Origin of the sequence: Gaiella sp. (genome assembly GCF_035710885.1) — a bacterium.
GTDB lineage: Bacteria > Actinomycetota > Thermoleophilia > Gaiellales > Gaiellaceae > Gaiella.
On the sequence record NZ_DASTCS010000044.1, the window covers coordinates 53446 to 73615 of the forward strand.

19 protein-coding genes are annotated in these 20170 nt (G+C 72.0%); 12 read left to right on the forward strand and 7 right to left on the reverse strand.

From position 1 onward, the window contains the following. The first annotated feature begins 7 nt into the window (after window positions 1–7). The 3 genes from VFO26_RS10135 (at window position 8) to VFO26_RS10145 (ending at window position 3147) form a co-directional block, all read left to right on the forward strand. A complete protein-coding gene (locus VFO26_RS10135) occupies window positions 8–1570 on the forward strand; it encodes an SLC13 family permease (protein ID WP_325114851.1) in 1563 nt (520 codons plus the stop codon). Window positions 1571–1805: 235 nt separating this feature from the next. After that, window positions 1806–1982, forward strand: a complete 177-nt coding sequence (locus VFO26_RS10140) for a hypothetical protein (protein WP_325114852.1) — start codon at window positions 1806–1808, stop codon at window positions 1980–1982. A gap of 88 nt (window positions 1983–2070) precedes the next feature. Continuing rightward, a complete protein-coding gene (locus tag VFO26_RS10145; RefSeq protein ID WP_325114853.1) occupies window positions 2071–3147 on the forward strand; it encodes a cupin domain-containing protein in 1077 nt (358 codons plus the stop codon). On the opposite strand, the gene VFO26_RS10150 is transcribed toward VFO26_RS10145, so the two are convergent. After that, window positions 3137–4072, reverse strand: a complete 936-nt coding sequence (locus VFO26_RS10150) for a sucrase ferredoxin (protein ID WP_325114854.1) — start codon at window positions 4070–4072, stop codon at window positions 3137–3139. The two genes, VFO26_RS10145 and VFO26_RS10150, sit on opposite strands and share 11 nt — an antisense overlap. 93 nt (window positions 4073–4165) lie before the next feature. On the opposite strand from VFO26_RS10150, the gene VFO26_RS10155 reads away from it, so the two are divergent. The 6 genes from VFO26_RS10155 (at window position 4166) to VFO26_RS10180 (ending at window position 11532) form a co-directional block, all read left to right on the forward strand. Then, window positions 4166–5287, forward strand: coding sequence for a hypothetical protein (locus VFO26_RS10155; protein WP_325114855.1), 1122 nt, complete (start codon window positions 4166–4168; stop codon window positions 5285–5287). 36 nt (window positions 5288–5323) lie between these two features. Beyond that, window positions 5324–7243, forward strand: a complete 1920-nt coding sequence (locus VFO26_RS10160; RefSeq protein ID WP_325114856.1) for a glycerophosphoryl diester phosphodiesterase membrane domain-containing protein — start codon at window positions 5324–5326, stop codon at window positions 7241–7243. A 381-nt stretch (window positions 7244–7624) separates the two neighbouring features. Beyond that, complete coding sequence (locus VFO26_RS10165; protein ID WP_325114857.1) at window positions 7625–9277, forward strand: CBS domain-containing protein; 1653 nt, start codon at window positions 7625–7627, stop codon at window positions 9275–9277. Window positions 9278–9299: 22 nt separating this feature from the next. Then, entirely contained in the window at window positions 9300–9983 is a 684-nt protein-coding gene (locus tag VFO26_RS10170; RefSeq protein WP_325114858.1) for a CBS domain-containing protein, read from the forward strand. A gap of 34 nt (window positions 9984–10017) precedes the next feature. Beyond that, entirely contained in the window at window positions 10018–10566 is a 549-nt protein-coding gene (locus VFO26_RS10175) for a hypothetical protein (protein WP_325114859.1), read from the forward strand. A gap of 90 nt (window positions 10567–10656) precedes the next feature. Continuing rightward, on the forward strand, window positions 10657–11532 hold the full coding sequence (locus VFO26_RS10180; protein ID WP_325114860.1) for a universal stress protein: 876 nt from the start codon (window positions 10657–10659) through the stop codon (window positions 11530–11532). A gap of 30 nt (window positions 11533–11562) precedes the next feature. Here the strand turns inward: VFO26_RS10180 and VFO26_RS10185 are convergent, their stop codons facing one another. The 4 genes from VFO26_RS10185 to VFO26_RS10200 form a co-directional block, all read right to left on the reverse strand. Beyond that, window positions 11563–11730, reverse strand: a complete 168-nt coding sequence (locus tag VFO26_RS10185; RefSeq protein WP_325114861.1) for a hypothetical protein — start codon at window positions 11728–11730, stop codon at window positions 11563–11565. A gap of 94 nt (window positions 11731–11824) precedes the next feature. Beyond that, window positions 11825–12763, reverse strand: coding sequence for a magnesium transporter (locus tag VFO26_RS10190; protein ID WP_325114862.1), 939 nt, complete (start codon window positions 12761–12763; stop codon window positions 11825–11827). Between the two features lie 83 nt (window positions 12764–12846). Beyond that, the gene (locus tag VFO26_RS10195; protein WP_325114863.1) at window positions 12847–14241 is read right to left on the reverse strand and encodes a DUF4389 domain-containing protein; all 1395 of its coding nucleotides are present in this window, start codon (window positions 14239–14241) and stop codon (window positions 12847–12849) included. A 190-nt stretch (window positions 14242–14431) separates the two neighbouring features. Next, entirely contained in the window at window positions 14432–14866 is a 435-nt protein-coding gene (locus VFO26_RS10200) for a cyclic nucleotide-binding/CBS domain-containing protein (protein WP_325114864.1), read from the reverse strand. A 288-nt stretch (window positions 14867–15154) separates the two neighbouring features. Between VFO26_RS10200 and VFO26_RS10205 the strand changes: the two genes are divergently transcribed. From VFO26_RS10205 to VFO26_RS10215, 3 genes are all read left to right on the forward strand, one after another. Then, on the forward strand, window positions 15155–17803 hold the full coding sequence (locus VFO26_RS10205; RefSeq protein ID WP_325114865.1) for a GNAT family N-acetyltransferase: 2649 nt from the start codon (window positions 15155–15157) through the stop codon (window positions 17801–17803). 199 nt (window positions 17804–18002) lie between these two features. Further along, window positions 18003–18605 (forward strand): hypothetical protein, encoded by a 603-nt coding sequence (locus VFO26_RS10210; protein WP_325114866.1) that lies wholly within the window; start codon window positions 18003–18005, stop codon window positions 18603–18605. A gap of 169 nt (window positions 18606–18774) precedes the next feature. After that, complete coding sequence (locus VFO26_RS10215; RefSeq protein WP_325114868.1) at window positions 18775–19149, forward strand: universal stress protein; 375 nt, start codon at window positions 18775–18777, stop codon at window positions 19147–19149. A gap of 16 nt (window positions 19150–19165) precedes the next feature. Here the strand turns inward: VFO26_RS10215 and VFO26_RS10220 are convergent, their stop codons facing one another. Beyond that, on the reverse strand, window positions 19166–19804 hold the full coding sequence (locus tag VFO26_RS10220) for a response regulator transcription factor (protein ID WP_325114870.1): 639 nt from the start codon (window positions 19802–19804) through the stop codon (window positions 19166–19168). Next, on the reverse strand, window positions 19801–20170 hold a 370-nt coding region (locus VFO26_RS10225), incomplete at its 5' end, for a sensor histidine kinase (RefSeq protein ID WP_325114871.1). The genes VFO26_RS10225 and VFO26_RS10220, both read right to left, overlap by 4 nt.

Genomic DNA, 20170 nt, shown 5'->3' on the forward strand with positions numbered 1-20170 from the left:
CCACGACGTGAGCGACTCGACCATCACCTTCCTGATCCTGGGCGTGACCGTGGCGGTGTTCGTCTGGGACAGGCTCCCCGTCGGCGTCGTCGCGTTGGGCGTCGCGCTGTCGCTCTGGGCGACGGACGTCCTCGACCTCGACCAGGCGCTGGGCGGCTTCGGCGACCCCACGGTGATCTTCATCGCCTCGCTCTTCGTCGTGAGCGAGGCGCTCGACGCGACCGGGGTCACGGCCTGGGCCGGCCAACGGCTCGTCGCCGGAGCGGGCGACTCGAGGACGCGGCTGATCGTGCTGATGATGCTCACGGTCGCCGTGCTGACGGCGCTGATCAGCGTGAACGGGTCCGTCGCGGCGCTGCTGCCGGTCATGGCCGTCACGGCGGTGCGGCTGCGGATGCCACCGTCCCAGGTGCTGATGCCGCTCGCGTTCGGCGCGCACGCCGGCTCGCTGCTCGCGCTGACCGGGTCACCCGTGAACGTGATCGTGTCCGAGTACGCCGACGACGCGGGAGTGGGCCGCTTCGGCTTCTTCGAGTTCGCGCTCGTGGGCGTCCCTCTGACCGCCGGCACGATCGCGATCGTCGTTCTCTTCGGGGAGCGGCTCCTGCCGACGCGGAAGGTGCGGGCGATGAACCGCGACCTCAGCCACCTCGCGCACACGCTCGTCGACCAGTACGCGCTCGACCGCGAGCCAGGGGCGCTCGTGAGCCGCAGCTCGGGGGTCGCCGAGGTCGTCGTGCCGCCGCGCTCGGGCCTGATCGGCGAGACGGTCTTCCCGGGCATGGTCACCGACAGCGGCGACCTCGTCGTCCTGGCCGTGCAGCGCAAGGAAGAGGACCTCGCCGGCGAGACGACCCTCTCGGTCGGCGACATCCTGCTCCTGCAAGGCTCCTGGGGCGACCTCGAGTATCACCTCGACGACCCGGACGTGCTCGTCGTCGACCGCCCCGCGCTCCTCCGCCGACAGGCCGTGCCGCTGGGGCCGGGAGCAGGGCGTGTGCTCGTGATCGTCGCGGGGATGGTGATCCTGCTCGTCGCAGGGCTCCTGCCGCCCGCGGTCGCCGGGCTCCTGGCGGCCGGGGCGATCATCCTCTCGGGCGTGCTCACCGTCGACCAGGCGTATCGGGGGATCGCCTGGACGACGGTGATCCTGGTCGCCGGCATGATCCCGCTCTCGACCGCGATGGTCGCCACCGGCGCGGCCGAGACGCTCGCCGAGCGGCTCATCGACGTCGTCGGCGACGCAGGGCCGCATGCGCTGCTCCTCGGCCTCGTCCTCCTCACGCTCGCCCTCGGCCAGCTGATCAGCAACATGGCAACCGCGCTGATCGTGATCCCGATCGCCGTGTCGGCCGCCGCCGAGCTCGACGTGTCGGCCAAGCCGATCCTGATGGGCGTCGCCGTCGCCTCCGCCGCCGCCTTCCTCACGCCGGTGGCGACCCCTGCGAACCTGATGGTGATGGGGCCGGGCGGGTACCGCTTCGCCGACTACTGGAAGCTCGGCCTGCCGCTGCTCGCGCTCTTCGGCGCCGCTGCCGTTCTGCTCGTCCCCGCGATCTGGTCCTTCTAGATGGTTGATCGGTAATTGGCGCGCAGCCGGGGGCGGTCACGACCAAGCCGGGCGCCACACGTACGTGTCGTGCAGGCCTGAAGGCCTGGACGGCACGCGCGGGTGGTGATCCGGCGCCGTGTCGTGGCCGTCATCCGGCCCACCGTGAATTGCCGATCAACCATCTAACGAGCGTCGCGTCACGTTCGTCGAAGGCTGTAGCGTTCGGGCACAGCCACTCCACGAGGAGGACGCGATGACGTCACTGCAGGACGACGAGATCCAGACCATCCCGACGGACGGAACGAGGATCGACCCGCAGGCGGACGCCGACGGGGACGACACCGACACCACGGACGGCGACGCGGACGACACGGACGCCGACGACTCCGACACTGCCGACGCCGACGCAGACGACACGGACGCCGCGTAGGGCCTCCGAGCGGGCGCTCGCGCGCTGCCTCGACCCGGTCGTCGCCGGGACGTTCTTCGACGACCACTGGGAGCAGCGGCCGCTCGTCGTGCCCCGCCACGAGCCCGGGCGCTTCGACGACCTGCTCTCCGAGGCGGACGTCGAGCGGCTCGTCTGCTCGACGGCGATCAGGTACCCCGCCTTCCGCCTCGTCCGCCAGGGCCGACAGCTCGACGTCGGCGACTACACCGGCACCGTCTCCTGGCGACCGCCCTTCACGAGCACCGCCGACGTTCGGCGCGTTCTGGCCGAATGGGAGGCCGGCGCGACGATCGTCCTCCAGGCGCTGCACGTCAACTGGCACCCACTCGCCGTCTTCTGTCGCCTGCTCGAGGACGCGCTCGGCCATGCCGTGCAGGTCAACGCCTACTACACGCCGCGCGGCTCCCAGGGCTTCGCCGTCCACCACGACACGCACGACGTCCTCGTCCTGCAGGTCGCGGGCGAGAAGCGCTGGCTCCTCTACGATCCGCTGCTCGAGCTGCCGCTCAAGCACCAGCGCTACTCCTCGACGCTCGGTGAGCACGGCGAGCCGACCGACGACCTCGTGCTCCGGGCCGGTGACACGCTCTACCTCCCCCGTGGCTGGCTGCACCAGGCGGAGACGTCGGCGACCGACTCGCTCCACCTGACGATCGGGATCACGCCGTACACGTGGATCGACGCGGCGAAGGGCGCTCTCTCCGAGTGCGAGAACGAGCTGTCGCTCAGGCGCGGTGTCGACACGGGCGGAGCGGACGGTCTCGCCGGCCTCCTCGCCGAGAAGCTGGACCCGGAGCGCGTGGAGCACCGGCGGCGGCGGCGGTTCCTCGATTCCCGCCGGCCGATCCGCGAGGACGGCCTCTCGCAGCTCCGCGCTCTCGAACGGCTCGACACGGAGACCCTGCTCGAGCGCCGCGAGACGGTGATCGCGGATCTCGAGCAGCGGGCGGACGGCCTGGCCCTCGTGTTCGAGGGCAGGGAGGTCCGCTTCCCCGCGCACGCGGAGGCCGAGCTCGAGGCGTGCTTCGAGCGCGAGGGAGCGTTCCGGGCCTCCGAGCTCCCGGGCGACCTGGACGACGAAGGCCGGCTCGTCCTCGTCCGTCGCCTCGTCCGGGAGGGCTTCCTGAGGGCGATCAGCGGCTGAGCACGCGGTGCGCCGTCGCACGGTGGCGGCGTGCGAGCTGGGGCTCGGAGGAGCCGCAGGTCAGGTACATCGGCTCGTCCGCGAGGGTCGCCGCGACGTCGACCTCGTGGACCGCCCCGTCCCGGGTACCGAAGCGCACGCTCCACGCATCGTCCCCTGTGCGCGATGAGCCGAGCAAGACCAGCTCGTCGATCCCGAGGAGCCCCTCGGACTCCCGGATCGCCTGCTCTGCTGCCTGCACCGGGAACGAGTAGGCGCTGCGCCCGCGGTAGCGGTCGAGGTCGATGTGCCCGGAACGCTGGGCGGCGAGCAGGTCGCCCACGTCGGCCGGCACGACGCGGCCGTAGTACAGGCCGTGCGGGAGCACGACCACGTTGCCCGCGAACCGGTCCCCGCCGACGTGCGTCGACTGCCAGACCTGGTCGGCGTCCGTCTCGCGGCGCAGCGCGTCGTAGAGCGGGCCTCCGTGCAGCGCGCAGCAGGCATCGCGCTTGCCGTGCGTGCACACCACGAAGAGCGGCTGGTCGATCCGCGCACCCGCCTCGTCGCCGCCGGCGAGGGCGGCGGCCAGATCGACCTCGCGCAGGTCCTCCTGGTGCTCCACCTCGAGCCGGAAGAACCGCTCCTCGCCCGGCTTCGACGTCCCGACGAACACGCGCCGCCCGCCGTGCGAGCGACGCTGCGGCTGCCTCACGAACAGCAGGCGCGCTCGTCCGAGCGCCGCGAGCTGGCCGCGCAGGTGCGCCTTGAGCTCTGGGGAGAAGAGGCTCCCCCCGAGGACATCCCGGCCCCAGCGGCCGCGGTACTCGACGAGGATCCAGTGGTCGATGCGGCTGGCGGTCGCCGCGAGCGATTCGCCGCTCGCGCTCGAGACCGCCGCGCAGAACGCACGGCCCGCCGTCGCTGCCCTCGGATTCACGCTCACCGCCACAGTGTCCAGAGTAGTCGTTGTGTAAGGGGGGCCTTACACGAAGGCGGGTTGGCCTAGAATCGAGGTTCCGCCGACCGGGAGCCGTGCGTGAGCCTTCACACCGACATTCCGAGCCACGCCCAGATCGACCGGCTGCTCCTCGAACGCAGCCCGTCGAGCGTGTCGATCTACCTGGCGACCGACCCCGCGTCGACGGGGGACGCGGAACGGATCGAGCTCAAGAACCTCGGCGCGGAGGCGGTCAGGCAGCTCGAGGCGTCCGGCGCGCCCCGCGTCGACGTCACTGCGATCCACGACGCCCTCACCGGGCTCGGCGAGGACGACGCGTTCTGGCGGTTCCAGGCGCGGAGCCTCGCCGTGTTCGTCACGCCCCAGACGCTCACCTCGTTCCGGCTGCCGAACGAGCTCGTCTCTCTCGTCGAGGTCTCCGACCGGTTCCACCTGAAGCCGCTCCTCCGCTCGGTCACCTTCCCGCAGGCCGCGTTCGTCCTCGCGCTCTCGCAGGGATCCGTGCGCCTGCTCGAGCTCGTCCGCGACGGCGGGCCGTGGGAGGTAGAGGTGCCGGGCCTCCCGTCGGACGTCGCGAGCGCCGTGGGCAAGTCCTCGATCGCAGATCGCTCGCCCCGGGGCGCGCTCCAGGGCGCAGAGGGCCAGAAGGTGCGCATGCGGCAGTACGCCCTGCAGGTCGACCGGGCGCTGCGGCCGATCCTGGCCGGAGCCGACGTCCCGCTGATCCTCGCCGCCGCCGAGCCGCTCGACGGCATCTTCCGGTCGGTCAACAGCTACCCGCGTCTCGCGCCCGCGACGATCCCCGGGAACCCGGAGACGACGTCCGGCACCGACCTGGCCGCGAGCGCGCGGACGGTGCTCGACGGCGTGTACTCGGCCGAGCTGGACGCGATTCGCGACCTCTTCGAGCGGCGCGCCTCGCAGGGGCGAGTCGCCCAGGACGTGACGGACGTCGCCCGGGCCGCGACCTACGGCGCCGTCGACACGGTTCTCGTCGACATCGACGCCGTCGTGCCGGGCACGATCGACGAGGAGACCGGCGCGGTGACGTTCGCGGACGAGGACGACGCGGTCAGCTACGGCGTCGTGGACGAGGTCGCCCGTCGAGTGCGGCTCACCGGCGGCAGGGTGCTCGCCGTCCGTCGTGGGGACGTCCCCGGCGGCGGGCCGGCAGCGGCCATCCTGCGCTACGCGATCTGAGCGTTCCGCCCCGACCATGTGAGAGGATCCCGCGCGATGACCCGCGCCCGGGCGATCCTGATCCTCGGCGCCGTCGTCGCCCTGCTCGCACCGCCCGGCGCCGCCCTGGCGGCCACGATCGGCGACGAGGAGGCGCTCGCCCGGCGCTACGCGCCCGTCGTCCGACTCGTCGAGCAGACCGAGGAGTGTGGGCCAGGCGAGCGGTACCTGCCGCTGGAAGTGGACGTCCTGTTCGAGCAGCCCACCGTGGCGCTGCGCGGCCCCTGGAGCGGGACGGACCTCGTGAAGATCGGGCCCGCCGCGAGCGACCTCGTCGGGCGCTACGAGTACCACCTCGACTATCCCGGCTCCGCGCTCGACCCCGGGTGCTCCTACGAGCTCTGGGCCCGCCGGATCACGGGCGACACCGCGCCGGCCGTCTACGCGCACGTCGCCGGCGATCCGGGCTTTCCCGGACGGCTCGCCCTGCAGTACTGGCTCTTCTACGCCTTCAACGAGTTCAACAACCTGCACGAGGGCGACTGGGAGATGATCCAGCTCGTCTTCGAGGCGGACGACGCCGCAGAGGCGCTCGAGGAGCCTCCGGTGGAGGTGGGGTACAGCTCGCACGAGGGCGCCGAGCGCGCCGGCTGGGGCGACGAGAAGCTGGACATCGTCGACGGCACGCATCCGGTCGTGTACCCCGCGGCGGGGTCTCACGCGAACAAGTACACGGACGCGCTCTACCTCGGAAGCTCGGCCGAGGCGGGCGTGGGCTGCGACGACACACGCGGCCCACACATCGAGCTACGGCCCGACGTCCGGACGATCCCGAGCGACCCGTCGGCCGCCGGCGAGGCATTCCCTTGGATCGGGTTCGCGGGACGCTGGGGCGAGCTGCAGAGAGGGTTCTTCAACGGGCCGACCGGGCCCAATCTCAAGAGCCAGTGGACGGCACCGATCGAGTGGGCCGAGGACTGGCGCGATCGCAGCTACGCCGTGCCCACCGGGGGGGTGCTGGGGACGGGCGCCACCGATCTCTTCTGCAGCGGCGTCGCTCGGGGATCGAAGGCGCTGATCCAGCTGTTGAAGAGCCCCGGGCCGACGCTGGTCGTCCTCGCTCTCCTGCTCGGGCTGCTGGCCTACGCGATCGCACGGGCGACCTGGACCCCGGTGGCTCCGCTCCGCGTGGCGAGGCGACGCGCGTGGGGCCAGATCCTCTCGTCCTCCGCCCGGATGTACGTCTCGCGCCCTCGCCTGTTCCTCGGTCTCGGGGTGTTCTTCATACCGGTCGTGCTCACGATCACGGTCCTCCAGTGGCTGCTGCTCCAGCTGATCGACCTGCTCGGCGCCGTGACGGGAGACCTGGCCGGGCTGTTCGCGTACCTCGCGCTCGTGCTCGGTGGGGCGATCACACTCCTCGGGTTCGCGCTCGCCCTCGCGGCGACCTCCCGCGCGCTGGTGGAGATCGACGCGGGCCGTGCGATCGGCCCGTTCCAGGCGTACCGCCTCGCGATCGGCCAGATTCGCCCGCTCGTCGGGGCCGTCGCGCTGTTCGTGCTCATGTGGATCGTGCTCACGATCACCCTGATCCTGATCCCGATCGCGATCTGGATCGCGGTTCGCTGGGCGCTGTTCGTACCGGTGATCGAGGTCGAGCGACGTTCCGCCCGGGAAGCGCTCCGGCGAAGCGCGGACCTCGTGCGCGGCCGGTGGATCCGCGTAGCGTCGCTGGTCGGGCTGGGAGTCGGGATCGCATTCGCCGCCGGCCCGCTCATCGGCTCGATCCTGATCTTCGTGTCGGAGTCGTCTCTGGCGCTCCTGAATCTGATCGCCGGCCTCGTCTACGCGTTCGCGCTCCCCTTCATCGCGCTCGTGACCTCGTACGTCTACTTCGACGCGCGCACCCGCGAGGAGCTGGAGCCCCGGGAGGTGCCCGACGAGCTTCCGGCCGAGATCTCGCTCGACACGGCCTGATCCGCGCCACCTCGACGGCAGATCGTCCCCAGCCGCACGGGGCTCCTGTGGGACCGTGTGGAAAGCGCGCCGGTCTTCTCCGCATTTTCCGGAGAGTTTGTGGCGCCGTCTGTGGAAGAACCGTCACCGCGCCGCCTCCGTGTGAGAGAACCGAGGCCTCCCCCAAAGGCTCGGAGAGCCCGCGCGAGTCACAGCCGTCGTGCTCGTGGCTGCCAGCGGTTTTCAGGGCGGCGGATCGGCCCCTGTGCCACCCGCCGCCCTCTCCGGGTCCTCGCTACGTCCCCCCGAACGGCCTGCGGGCCGGTCGATCCGTAGAAATCCCGCGCCGGTCGGTGCTCTTTCCCCGATGGCTGCAGCCACCGGTTCCCGCACCATCGCTGTGTGGAGCACAACGAGTTCTCGGTGCTGATCGCCGGCGGCGGGGTCGCCGCGCTGGAGGCCGCGCTGACGTTGCGCGAGGTGGGCGAGGGGCGTGCCCGCATCGAGCTGCTCGCGCCGGAGCCGAGCTTCTGGTACCGGCCCGTCGCTGTCGCCGAGCCGTTCGGGCTGGGTGAGGTGCGTCATTTCGATCTTGGTCAGCTGGCGGAGAGCATCGGCGTGGGGCTGTCGATGGGCTCGCTCGAGGGCGTCGACGTCGACCGCCGCGAGGCGCGCACGGCCGGGGGGGTGACGTTTGCGTACGACGCGCTCCTGATTGCCTGCGGCGCGGTTCCGACGACGGCTGTCCCCGGCGCGCTCACATTTCGCGGCCCTGCCGACAGCGAACGGATGCGCGAGCTTCTCGACGAGCTCGACCGAGGGGGCATCGCGCGCGTCGCCTTCGCCGTGCCGTGGGGCGCCACCTGGGCGCTGCCCGCATACGAGCTCGCGCTGATGACGGCGGCGCATCTCTCCGCGGTCGGCACGTACGCGGTCGAGCTCACTATCGTCACGCCGGAGCACGAGCCGCTGCAGCTGTTCGGGAAGCCCGCGAGCGAGGCCGTCCGCGGCCTCCTCGACGAGGCCGGCATCGACTTCGTCGGCGGCGCCTACGCGGTCGGGGCCGGCGAGGGTCAGCTCCAGCTTCTCTCCGACGAGCCCCTGGCCGCCGACCGCGTCGTCGCTCTCCCGCGCCTGCGCGGGCAGAGGATCGACGGCATCCCGCAGACGGTCGAGGGGTTCATCTCCGTCGACGACCACTGCGACGTCCACGGCACCGACGCCGTGTTCGCCGCCGGCGACATCACCAGCTTCCCGATCAAGCAGGGCGGCATCGCGACGCAACAGGCCGTTGCGGCCGCCGAGGCGATCGCGGTGCTCGCCGGCGCCGCGCTGGTGCCGCACCCGTTCCGGCCGATCCTCCGAGGGCTGCTGCTCACGGGTGGAGATCCGCAGTATCTGCGCCGTGACCTCTCCGGAGGCGACCAGCCCGAGTGGGCGAGCACCGCCCCCATCTGGTGGCCGCCGACCAAGATCGTCGGGCGCCGTCTGGCTCCCTTCCTCGCATCCTTCACGGGAGAGGCACCGGCGCCCGATGTGCCGCCACCAGGGCTCGGGCTCGAGGTCGACCTCGCCCTCGACACGACCGACGTGCACCGGCTGGCGGCGTCGCTCCCCGACACGGCGGAAGGGTCCTCGGCTCGGCGACCCGGCGCCAGGCTGGTGGGTGCGGTGATGACACCGGACCCCCTGGTGGTCGCGCCCGGGACGACGCTCGACGCCGTCGTCGCGACGATGCGCCGGCACGACGCCGGCTCGGTGCTCGTCGTGGAGGAGGGGCGGCTGAGCGGCATCATCACCGCGCGCGATGTGCTGCGCGCCGTCGCGTGCGACGTAAGCCCCTCCGAGGCGTCCGCTCGGCAATGGATGACCGCCGGACCGGTGACGGTCCGGGAGGACACCACCCTGGACGTCGCCGAGGCGTTGATGACGGAATACGGGATCCACCACCTGCCGGTGGTGGACGGCGAGCGTCCGGTGGGGATGGTCGGGCTTCGCGCCGTGACCCGGTCGCAGCGTGAGGCGAAGCGGCTTGCGATCGGGCTTGGGTTCTAAGGGAGGAGGGATCGTGAAGGCAATGGCAGTTCAGGTCGGGGACGTGATGACCCGCGATGTCGTGTCCGTGACCCCCGACACACCGATCAAGGACGCGGCCACGATGCTCGCGGAGCGCGGCATCTCCGGGCTACCGGTGTGCGACGCAGACGGACGCGTCGTCGGCGTGCTCAGCGAGGCCGACCTGCTCGTGAAGCAGGGTGGGCCCCAGCGCGCCTCGGGCGGGCTGTTCGCCTGGCTCGTGGAGACGGCGAGCGCACCGGATCTCGCGAAGCTGCAGGCGCACACCGCCGGGGAGGCGATGACCTCGCCCGCGATCACGGCCGAGCCGAAGACCCCGGCCGCCGGGGCTGCGCGGACGATGGTCGAGCGCGGCGTCAACCGACTCCCGGTCGTCGAAGACGGGCGACTCGTCGGCATCGTCACGCGCGCCGACCTCGTTCGCCTGTTCACGAGAACCGATGAAGAGATCGCGCTCGATATCCGCGAGAACGTCGCCGAACGGATGCTCTGGATCCCCTCGGATCGCCTCCTGGTGGAGGTTGACCGCGGCGAGGTGGTGTTGCGCGGTCAGGTCGACACGGAGATCGAGGCCGAGCTTCTCGAAAAGCGCGTCAGGTTCGTCCCCGGGGTCGTCGGCGTCCGGTCCGAGCTGCGGTGGTCGGTGGACCGCAAGGGGCGCCCGGTGGACGGCGCGGCTGCGTAGACGCTCGAGCACTCGTCCGATAGCGTGCCCTGCGATGAGTCGTGCGCTCGTTCTCGTGGCGGTGTTGGGAGCCGCCCTCGCGCTCGTCGCGGCAGGCTGCGGCGGTGACGACGAGCCGCAGGTACCCGCCGCCACGCAGTGGGCGGGCGACCTCTGCACCGCCGTCAACAGCTGGAGGAACTCGATCGCCACGACGGCGGCGGATCTCACGGCGGACCCCTCGAGAGAGGGTCTCGAGGAGGCTGTGGACGAGGCCCGTGACACCACGGAGACGCTGATCGAGACCGTGCGGGGCCTCGGTAGCCCGGGCACCGAGTCCGGTGAGGAGGCGCAGGACACGGTGTCGACGCTCGCCGACGACCTCGAGTCGAGCATCGAGACGATCGAGGGAGCAGTGGAGGACATCTCGGGGGTGCAGGGGATCGTCGAAGCGGTCTCGACGGTGAGCGCCGCTGTGGCCGACATCTCCGCGGAGCTGTCGTCGTCGCTCGACGAGCTCGGGGGACTGCAGGACGTCGACGACGAGCTGAGGGAGTCGTTCGCCGACGCCGAGGCCTGCAACGGCGTGGTCCCGGGCAGCTAGCCACGAGAAGACGCCAGCGGGCGGCGAGGCGCTTCCCCGGGACAGCTCTCGGTGCAGCCCGCGCGGGCGTGAGCGAGACTACGCGGAGGAATGGCCGGCCTGATCACGGTGGGCGTGGACGGATCGCCGATCGGCCGCGAGGCGCTTCGCTGGGCGCTCGCGGAGGCGCGGCTCCGGGGTGCGCGGCTCCGGGTGGTGCACTCGTGGAGCATCCCGCCGCTCACCGCGACCGGGGTCGGGATGATCCCCGCCTACGACCTGCTGCGCGGTGAGCTCGGCGCCGCCGCGGAGAAGACCCTCGCCGGCGAGCTCGAGCAAGCCGGCGCTCGAGGCGAGAACGTCGAGATCGAGCCGCGCATCGTCCAGGGCGACGCGGCACGTGCGATCCTCGACGGTGCGGCGGACGCCGATCTCCTCGTCGTGGGCTCACGCGGTCACGGCGCGGTCACGGGTGCCGTCCTCGGCTCCGTGTCACGGGCATGCCTCTACCACGCCCCCTGCCCGGTCGCCGTCGTCCACGCCTCGAACCACGCGCAGCACTCCAGGATCGTCGTCGGTGCCGACGGCTCACCCGGGGCGACCGCGGCGCTCGAGTGGGCGTTCGCGGAGGCCAGGCTCCGCGGCGCCGTCGTGCACGTCGTCACCGCCTACGAGGAGCCGTGGGGCGCGGCGGCAGGCGGGCACGCCGGCCCCGAGCTGATCGTCGAGCTTCGCGCTGCGCTGGCCGACGACGCGGAGCGCAGGCTCGGGGAGGTGCGGGCAGCGGCTCCCGACGACGTCGAGATCACCGGCGAGGCGGTGTTCGGCCCTCCGGGCCAGGCGCTCGTCGAGGCTGCGGCCGACGCTGACCTCCTCGTCGTCGGCTCGCGCGGCCGGGGTGGCTTCAAGAGCCTTCTCCTCGGGTCGGTGAGCCAGCACAGCGCAGCCCACGCCGGCGGTGTGGTCGTCGTCGTGCGCGGGCCCTGAGACGAGCCCGAAGGGGCGGGAGCCCGGCCTCTAGCCGCGCTTGCCGACGGTCGGTGCGTGCTGCCTGCCGAGGTCGAGGGCGATGACGAGGATCAACGTTGCCGCCCACGCGTTGACGGGGTCGAAGGTCAGCGACTCGCGGTCGCCGATCAGGTCGCAGACCAGCCAGATGACGAACCAGATCAGTGTCACGTCCATCCCTCCAGCGTCGGTCGCCCCGATCGTCTGCGAGGTGCGGTGGGGTTGCATCGGCGGACGGCCCGATCGGCGCTACGGGCAACTACGAGTGCGATCACGGGAGCAGGGCCGTCGCAATCGAGAAGTAGACGACGATCGAGAGGAGGTCCTGGATCACCGTTGCAAGGGGGCCGGAGCCGAAGGCCGGGTCCCGGCCGAGCCGTGCAAGCAGGTACGGCAGCCCCATGGCGACGATCGTCGCGATCGAGCAGCTGGCAAGGAGTGCGAGCGCGACGCTGGCGGCGACCCTCTCGTTCCCCCAGATCGCGAGGGCGAACGGGAAGAAGAGAGCGCCCAGCAACGCCCCGATGACGAGCCCCGTGATCGCCTCGCGAAGAGCGATGTTCCTCAACGACGTCCCCACCGCGAGGCCGCGGATCACGATCGCCTCGGTCTGCGTTCCGACGGCGTCCGCCATGTAGACGACCGCCGGGACGAACACGGCGAGCAGCACCTCGTCGCGCAGGGCGTCCTCGAACGACGCCACGATCCCCGCCGACGCCATGGCACCGGCGAGACCGAGCCCGAGCCAGGGCAGGCGATGCCACAGCCGCCGGGCAACGCGCTCCTCGGAGGCCGCTCGCGCCGCGGCGGTGGTGGTCAGGTAGCCGGCCAGGCGCGCGAGGTCCTCGTCGTGCTCTGCGGCCAGCACTGCGAGCAGACGCTCGGGGGGCAGGAGGCCGCGGAATCGGCCCTCGGCGTCGACGACCGTGATGCTCCGGCCTCCGGCGGCGGCAACCCGGCGCACGGCCTGCTCCTGGTCGGCTCCCTCGAGCAGGATCACGGGCTCGGTCTCGAGCAGCCCGCCGACGGGAGTCTGGGGGTCGGCGGCGAGCAACGTCTCGACGGGCACCAGGCCGACGACGCGGCTGTCGCGGACGACGACGAGGTCGGTCGCGGACGCGAACGAGCCGCGGGCGAGCGCCTCCCGGATAGAGCCCACGCTGTCGCCCGAGTCGGCGACGGGGACGTTCGCCTCCGGGTGGGTGTCCATCACGCCCTGTTCGCCCTGGAAGCCTCGGTTCTTCGTTGCCCGCGGGGTGGCCGGCGCCGGAGGGGCGCCGGCGGCCGGCCCGGTCAGCCGCGACGCTTCGGGAGCGACCCGTAGATCAACGCTCCGGCGAGGAGCGCCAGCAACGCGCCCACGCCGACGAGCGCCCACCCCAACCAGCGCAGCGCGTCGAGCTCGGCCCCCGCGCTCAGGGTGGCATCGACGAACCGCGAGCCGTCGGCGTTCATCACCACCAGCGTCCAGAGGCCGTCGGTCGGATCCCAGTCCAGGTTCACCTCGCCCTGCCCCTCCGCCGAGGCGGCCCAGAACCCCTGCTCACCCGGTGCCGCGTCCGGGGCGCCCCCCGGGCGCCGCTCGTACTCGTCGGGGTCGTCACGGTAGTCCTCGACCTTGTCGTGCCCGACACCGGCCAGGTAGCCCTCCACGTCGCTCGCGGGGCCGATCCCGAGGAAGATCGGGCTGTCCGTGCGGGCATGGATGCGAACAGTGCCGACGAGGTCGCGCCAGGCCCAGTCAGGGCCCTCGATCTCCGCGGTCTCGGACACGAGGGCGTAGGTGGGCGTCGCGAAGACCTCCGTCGGGGTGGTGACGAATCCGTCGTCACGCTGTGTCTTGTCGATCACGAGCGAGGCGATGCCGCCTGCGAGGACGCCGAGAGAGACGAGGCCGACCAGCGAACCGACGGCGAGGAGCGCGATCCTGCCGCCGCTCCAGCCCGTCTTCGCACCGGGCGCCGCCACGGCGGGCAACCCGGACTCGGCGGTCGGCGCGGCCTCGTCGATCTCGCGCGCCGTGGCCGTTTCCTCGGTCTCCCCCTGGTCGAGCCGGAACGGCGGATACTCGTCCGTCATGAGCGCGGCGTAGCCCGTGACGCGGAGGACCCACCGGTCGAGCCCGAGCACGAAGTCGAAGATCCCGCGCGGGTAGCGGCCGGTGAACAGCAGCGCGACGACGGCAATCACGACCAGCAGCCCGATCAGCCCGCCTCCCCAGGCGAGGCTCCAGCGATCGCCCTGCCAGGCGACCCAGGTGCCGCCGCCCGTGAGCATCCCGACGACGAGGTAGTGCGGGATGGCGAGCAGCCACCACTTCACGAGCGCCAGCCCGCGCGACAGCCGCTCCGGGTACCGAACGTCGAGCGAGGCCGGGTAGTCAGGTGCCTGGGCGAGCGTGAACGGCGGGTAGCGGTCGGTCCCGAGAGCCCCGAGCGCGTAGAAGCTCACGCGCCACGTCCAGCGCAGGACGCCGACGTTGAAGTCGAAGATCGCTCTCGGATACCGGCCGGTCGCGACGATCGCGACGAGTGCGACGATGCTGAGCAGGAAGAACGCGACCCAGAGGAACGCGAGCACGATGTAGTGCGGGATCGCGAGCAGCCACTTGACGAGCCACATCCACCGGCTCAGCCCGGGGTCGAGGCTGCCCTCGACGCGGACGGGGTAGCTCGGGCCTGCCGACATCGGAGACTCCTCCTTGGGGCTTCAGCGGACGACGAACGGTGGCAGGGCGGAGCATGCCGCACCCACGAGCCGGGCGTCGAGTGCGGTTCGCTCGCCCCGGGCCGCCCGCGACGTCCACGGCCGGGTCTGCCTGCGTCCCGTCCCGGGCGGGCGCGACGGCGACACGGAGCGAGAGCGTCCTGGCCTCACCTCACCGGCGCGCGCCGTCGGCGAGTGCCCGTGCGACGTCGAGCGTCGAGAGGACACCGACGGGCCTGCCGTTGTCGGGACTCACGACGAGCAGGTGCGCCGTCGCATGCTCCGTCATCATCTGCGCGGCGCGTTGGAGCGTCTCGTCAGGCCCGATCGCCACCGCGGGGGTTGCGGCCGACCCGCCCGCGGACTGCGCATCCAGGTCGCGGACACCCGCTGCGGCAACGAGGTCGAGGTCGGAGATCACTCCCCAGACGGAGGTGTCGTCGCCGTCGGTGACGACCACGCAGTGCACGCTCTTCGCGGCCATCAGCTCGGCCACGGTCGAGAGCGGGGCGTCGGTCGGGCACGACAGCACCCCCTGGTGCATTGCGTGCCGCACCGGGATCGTGGCGAGGATGGTCGAGTCGCTGGTCGTTGGCGTGGCGTTCATGGCAACCCCCTTTTCGTGAGCACAGCGTGGAGCCGCCTGCCAGCCGGTGCATCAGCGGTCAGACGGATCGTTCCGCGGAGAACTACGAATCCGTCGCTCCTCCACCTCTGGCTCCGTAGCTTCCCGCGCAGGCGATGGGAGGACGCGGTTGCAGGGTGGGGTGCCCGACGGCACGCTCGCTCGAGCGACTGAGGAAGGGGGCGGAGAGGGGTCGCGGGCAGGCACGGCGAGGCACGGGGAGGAGAGCACGCCACGACGGCACGGCCCCCAGTCCAGGAGAATGCTCCCGTGGCCGACGTCGTCGACGTGATCCTGCGAGACGGAAGCACCCTCCGTCTGCGTCCGCCTGCACGCGAGGACGCCGAGTCGATCCTCGACTTCTTCCGTGCGCTGTCCGAGCAGAGCCTCTACATGCGCTTCCACGGATTCCCCTCGCTCGGGCCGCAGGTGGTCGAGCAGGTGCTCGACTCGGACTGGGCCGAGCGGGGCGCGCTCCTCGGCTCGCTCGTGGAGGACGGAAGCGAGCGCGTCGTTGCGCTCGCCAACTATGCGCGCCTGCGCGACCCGACTGCGGCCGAAGCGGCGTTCGCCGTCGCAGACGCGTACCAGCGGCGCGGCGTGGGCACGCGCCTCGTGGAGCAGCTCGCCGAGCGGGCGGCCCGACACGGGATCGAGCGGTTCGTCGCAGAGGTCCTGCCCGACAACCGGAAGATGCTCGGCGTCTTCGAGGCCCTCGGCTTCGAGCTGACGCGCGAGCTCGGGGGCGGTGAGCTCGAGATCACGTTCCCGATCGCACGCACCGAGCGGTTCGAGGAGCTGCTCGCCGAGCGCGACCACGTCGCCGTGACCGCCTCGTTGCGGCCGTTCTTCCAGCCGGGCAGCGTGGCCGTGATCGGCGCGTCACGCCGCCGCGGGACGATCGGCGGGGAGCTCTTCCGGAACATCATCGACGCGGACTTCACGGGCTCCGCGTTCCCGGTCAATCGCGACGGCGACTCGGTCGCGGGGGTTCGCGGCTACCGCTCGATCGACGAGATCCCCGACCCGGTCGACCTTGCCGTCCTCTGCGTGCCCGCAGCAGGCGTCCTCGAGGCCGCCGAGCAAGCGCTTCGGAGGGGCGTGCGCGCCCTCGTCGTGATCTCGGCCGGCTTCGCCGAGATCGGCAGCGAGGGCATCGACCGCCAGGAGCGCCTGCTCTCGCTCGTCCGTGCGCACGGCGCGCGCCTGATCGGGCCCAACTGCCTCGGCATCGCCGTCGCGGAGCCGCGTCTGAACGCGACCTTCGCGTCGCGCTCGGCCGAGCCGGGCAACATCGGGTTCTCGTCGCAGAGCGGTGCGCTCGGCCTGGCGCTGCTCGAGGCGGCGGTCACCCGCGGCCTCGGGCTGTCGGCCTTCGTGTCGATCGGCAACAAGGCCGACGTATCGACGAACGACCTGCTCGAGTGGTGGGAAGAGGATCCTGCGACCGAGGCGATCCTCCTGTACGTCGAGTCCTTCGGGAACCCGCGTCGCTTCGGTCGGATCGCACGCCGCGTCGCGAGACGCAAGCCGCTGCTGGCTCTCAAGAGCGGCACGTCGGCGAGCGGCCAACGGGCGGCGAGCTCGCACACTGCCGCGCTCGCGGGGTCCGACGCCGCGGTCGACGCGCTGTTCCACCAGGCCGGCGTGATCCGGGCCGCAACGCTCGAGGAGCTGATCGACGTCGCCGCGCTCCTCTCCAGCCAGACGCGCCTGGCAGGCCGCTCCGTCGGGATCATGACCAACGCCGGCGGGCTCGGGATCCTCTGCGCGGACGCCTGCGAGGCGGCGGGGCTGGAGCTCCCGAGCCTCGGCGACGAGACCGTCTCGGCGCTCCGGTCCGTGCTCCCGGCCGAGTCCAGCGTCGCGAACCCCGTCGACATGCTGGGCGGTGCGACGGCCCAGACGTACGGGGCGGTGCTGCCGCAGCTGCTCACCGACTCCCATGTCGCGGCGGTCGTGGTCCTGTTCGTGCCGGCAGTCAGCGCGACGGCGGAGGAGGTCGCGTCGGCGGTCGCGGACGCCGCCGCCCAGGTCGACGGCGACAGGCCGGTGCTCGCGGTGATCATGAGCTCGGACGGGATTCCTGCGGCGCTCCGCGGCTCGCGTCACGTGGCCGCCTTCGCCTATCCCGAGTCGGCCGCGCGCGCCCTCGGCCGCGTCGCCGACCGGGCAGAGTGGCTGCGCCGACCGCAGGGGGCCGTCCCGGCCCTCGGCGGCATCGACCACGCGCGTGCCGAGAAGATCGTCGCGGCGACGCTCGAGCGCTCCGACGACATCTGGCTCGACCCGGCGACCACCCGGGAGCTGCTCCTCGCATACGGTGTGCCGCTCGTCCCCGAGCGCATCGCCACGTCCGTCGACGAGGCGGTCGCGGCAGCGCGGGAGCTCGGCTTTCCTGCGGTCGTCAAGACGGCCGCGCCGGGGGCGCACAAGACGGAGGCGGGGGGGATCGCGCTCGAGCTCGCCGACGGGGACGCGGTTGCGGCGGCGACGGAGCGCATCGGCGCCCCGGTCATCGTCCAGCCGATGCTGATGGGAGGTGCCGAGCTCCTCGCGGGCGTCGTCCAGGACCCCGTCTTCGGCCCGCTGGTCGCCTTCGGCCCCGGAGGGGTATTCGCCGAGCTGATCGGCGAGGCAGCGTTCCGCATCGCTCCGCTCACGGACGTCGACGCGGAAGAGCTCGTCTTCGGCGGCAAGGCCGGGCGCCTGGTCGCCGGCTTCCGCGGCGCGCCCGCCGCGGACGGGCCGGCCCTGGTCGACCTCGTGCACCGCCTCGCACGGCTCGGCGAGGACGTTCCCGCCGTCGCGGAGCTCGACCTCAACCCCGTGCTGGCGCTGCCCGACCGCTGCGTCGCGGTCGACGCCCGCGTGCGCCTGCGCCGGCCGGACGCGGTCGTCCGCGCGAAGTCCTGGTGAGGCAGACGTCCCTCGACAATGGACAACGCTCGGGTTGATTCGATGCGAGCACGGTTCGGGGCCGCCCTCACCCTCGGTAGTTCCCCACAGTCGGGTGGCGGCTTGCTGGCAGGACGCCGGCGATGTATCCCCGATGGCGCTCGCGCCGCGGCGGGGCACGCTGCAGGACATCAGGTACTGACCATCGGGAGGAGGAGCGATGAACGCAAGAAGGATTCTCGAGTGGGGTGGCCTCGCGGCCGGCATCGTGCTGATCGCCTTCGGGATCGGCGCGCTCTACATGGGCATCGACGGCCGCAGCACCGTCCGTGACAGCATCAAGCAGGAGCAGATCGTCTTCGGCGACGCGTCGGATCCCGCCGTCGTCGAGCACGCCGAGCAGTGGGCCGGCGAGCAGGTCACGACCGGTGATCAGGCTCGCGCGTTCGCGCTGGTCATGCGCGAGCACACGCTCGAGGGCAGCGGCGGGCTGACCTACGCGGAGATGGGCCGGTTCCAGTCGGCGGCGAACCCCGACGACCCGGCCGGCACGAGCGACGAAGAGGCTGCCGCGAAGGACGAGAACGGCAACCCGATCGCGAACGGCGCTCGGAACACCTGGGTGACGGAGACCGCGCTGACGACCGCGCTCAACATGAGTTACATGGCCGAGCAGCTCTCCGTGTTCGGGATCGTGGTCGGGATCGCACTGCTCCTGACAGGGATCGGCTTGATGATCCTGGCGCTCGCAGTACTCGGCGGGAGGTTCCGGCAGGAGGCCGCCGTGGCCGGGGTCGCAACGAAGGTGGCCATCGGCCACTGATCGCTCCGACCTCCCGGAGTGAGCGGGAGGGCGGCCTTCGGGCCGCCCTCCCGTCGTTCCGTGGACCCTTCGCCTGCCCATCGAGCTCGGCGCCACCTCAGTACTTCCCCGCAGTGGGATCGGGTGCCCCGCGGACGCCGTGGGGGCGCGCCGAAGCCACGATGCACGAATGGCAGCGCAGGCACGAAGGATCGTGGTCGGGTACGACGACTCGGAGTCGGCGCAGCGCGCCCTCGACCGCGCCGCCGATCTCGCCGGCTACGGATCCACCCTCACCGTCGTCTCCGTCGCCCCGGCCGGCGAGGGCTATGCGGCCGGCCCGCTCGAGCGCGCGCGCGAGCGCCTGCTGCGCCGCCACGTGAGCGCGACGTACCTGCAGCCGGTCGGAGAGCCTGCAGACGAGCTTGTCGGCGCGGCGCAGAAGCTCGACGCGGACCTGGTCGTGGTGGGCCGGCGGAGCCGCTCGCTGCGCCGGCTCGTCCTGGGCTCCGTGAGTGCGGGCGTCGCCCGGCAGGCGCCGTGCGACGTGCTCATCGTCCGCTGATCGTCGCCGGAGCGCTTCAGGACTCGATCAGGGCGTTCTCGAGGGCGTAACGGACGAGCTCGGCCCGGCTCGAGAGCCGGAGCTTCTGCATGATGTGCGCCCGGTGCGTCTCGGCGGTCCGCACCGAGATGTAGAGCATCTTCGCGATCTCCTGGTTCGTGTGCCCGAGCGCGAGGAGGCGGAGGACTTCGCGCTCGCGCTCGGAGAGCGGGTCCTCGGCGGCGCGGCGCCGCTCCTCCGACTCGGCCTCGAGCAGCCGGGCGCCGAGCGTGGGGTGGAGGTAGCGCTGCCCCGCAGCGACCGCGCGCACGGCGTCGACCACCTCGTCGTCGGCGGCCTCCTTCATCACGTAGCCGCTCGCGCCGGCGTCGAACGCCTCCCGGACGTAGCGCGGGTCGTCCTGCATCGAGAGGACGAGCACCTTCGTGCCCGGCACCGCCTGCAGCACCGCGCGGGTCGCCTCGATGCCGTTCTTGCCCGGCATCACGACGTCCATCAGGACGACGTCGGGCGTGGTCTGCATCGCCTCGAAGACGGCTCGCTCGCCGTTCGGCGCCTCGCCGACCGACTCGAGGTCCTCCTGGGCGTCGATGATGCGACGCAGACCCGACCGGACGACGGCATGGTCGTCGACGACGAGCACGCGGATGCTCACCGGACCGGGACCTCCACGGCGATCGTCGTCCCGCCGCCCTCCGACGACTCCACGCGCAGCGCGCCGTCCACGAGCGCCATGCGCTCGCGCATGCCGGCGAGCCCGAGCCCGGCCTCGCGTGCGGTAGACGGCTCGAAGCCGCTCCCGTCGTCCTCGACGACGGCCGCGACGGCGTCGCCGCGCCTGACGACGAGGATCGACACGCGCGAGGCACCTGCGTGCTTGACGACGTTCGTGAGCGCTTCCTGGACGACCCGGTAGAGGACCGTCTCGGTCTCGCTCGGAAGCCGGCTCTCCGGCAGGCGCGACTCGAGATGTGCGGCGATGCCCGTCTGCTCGGCGAAGGAGCCCGTGAGCCGCTCGAGC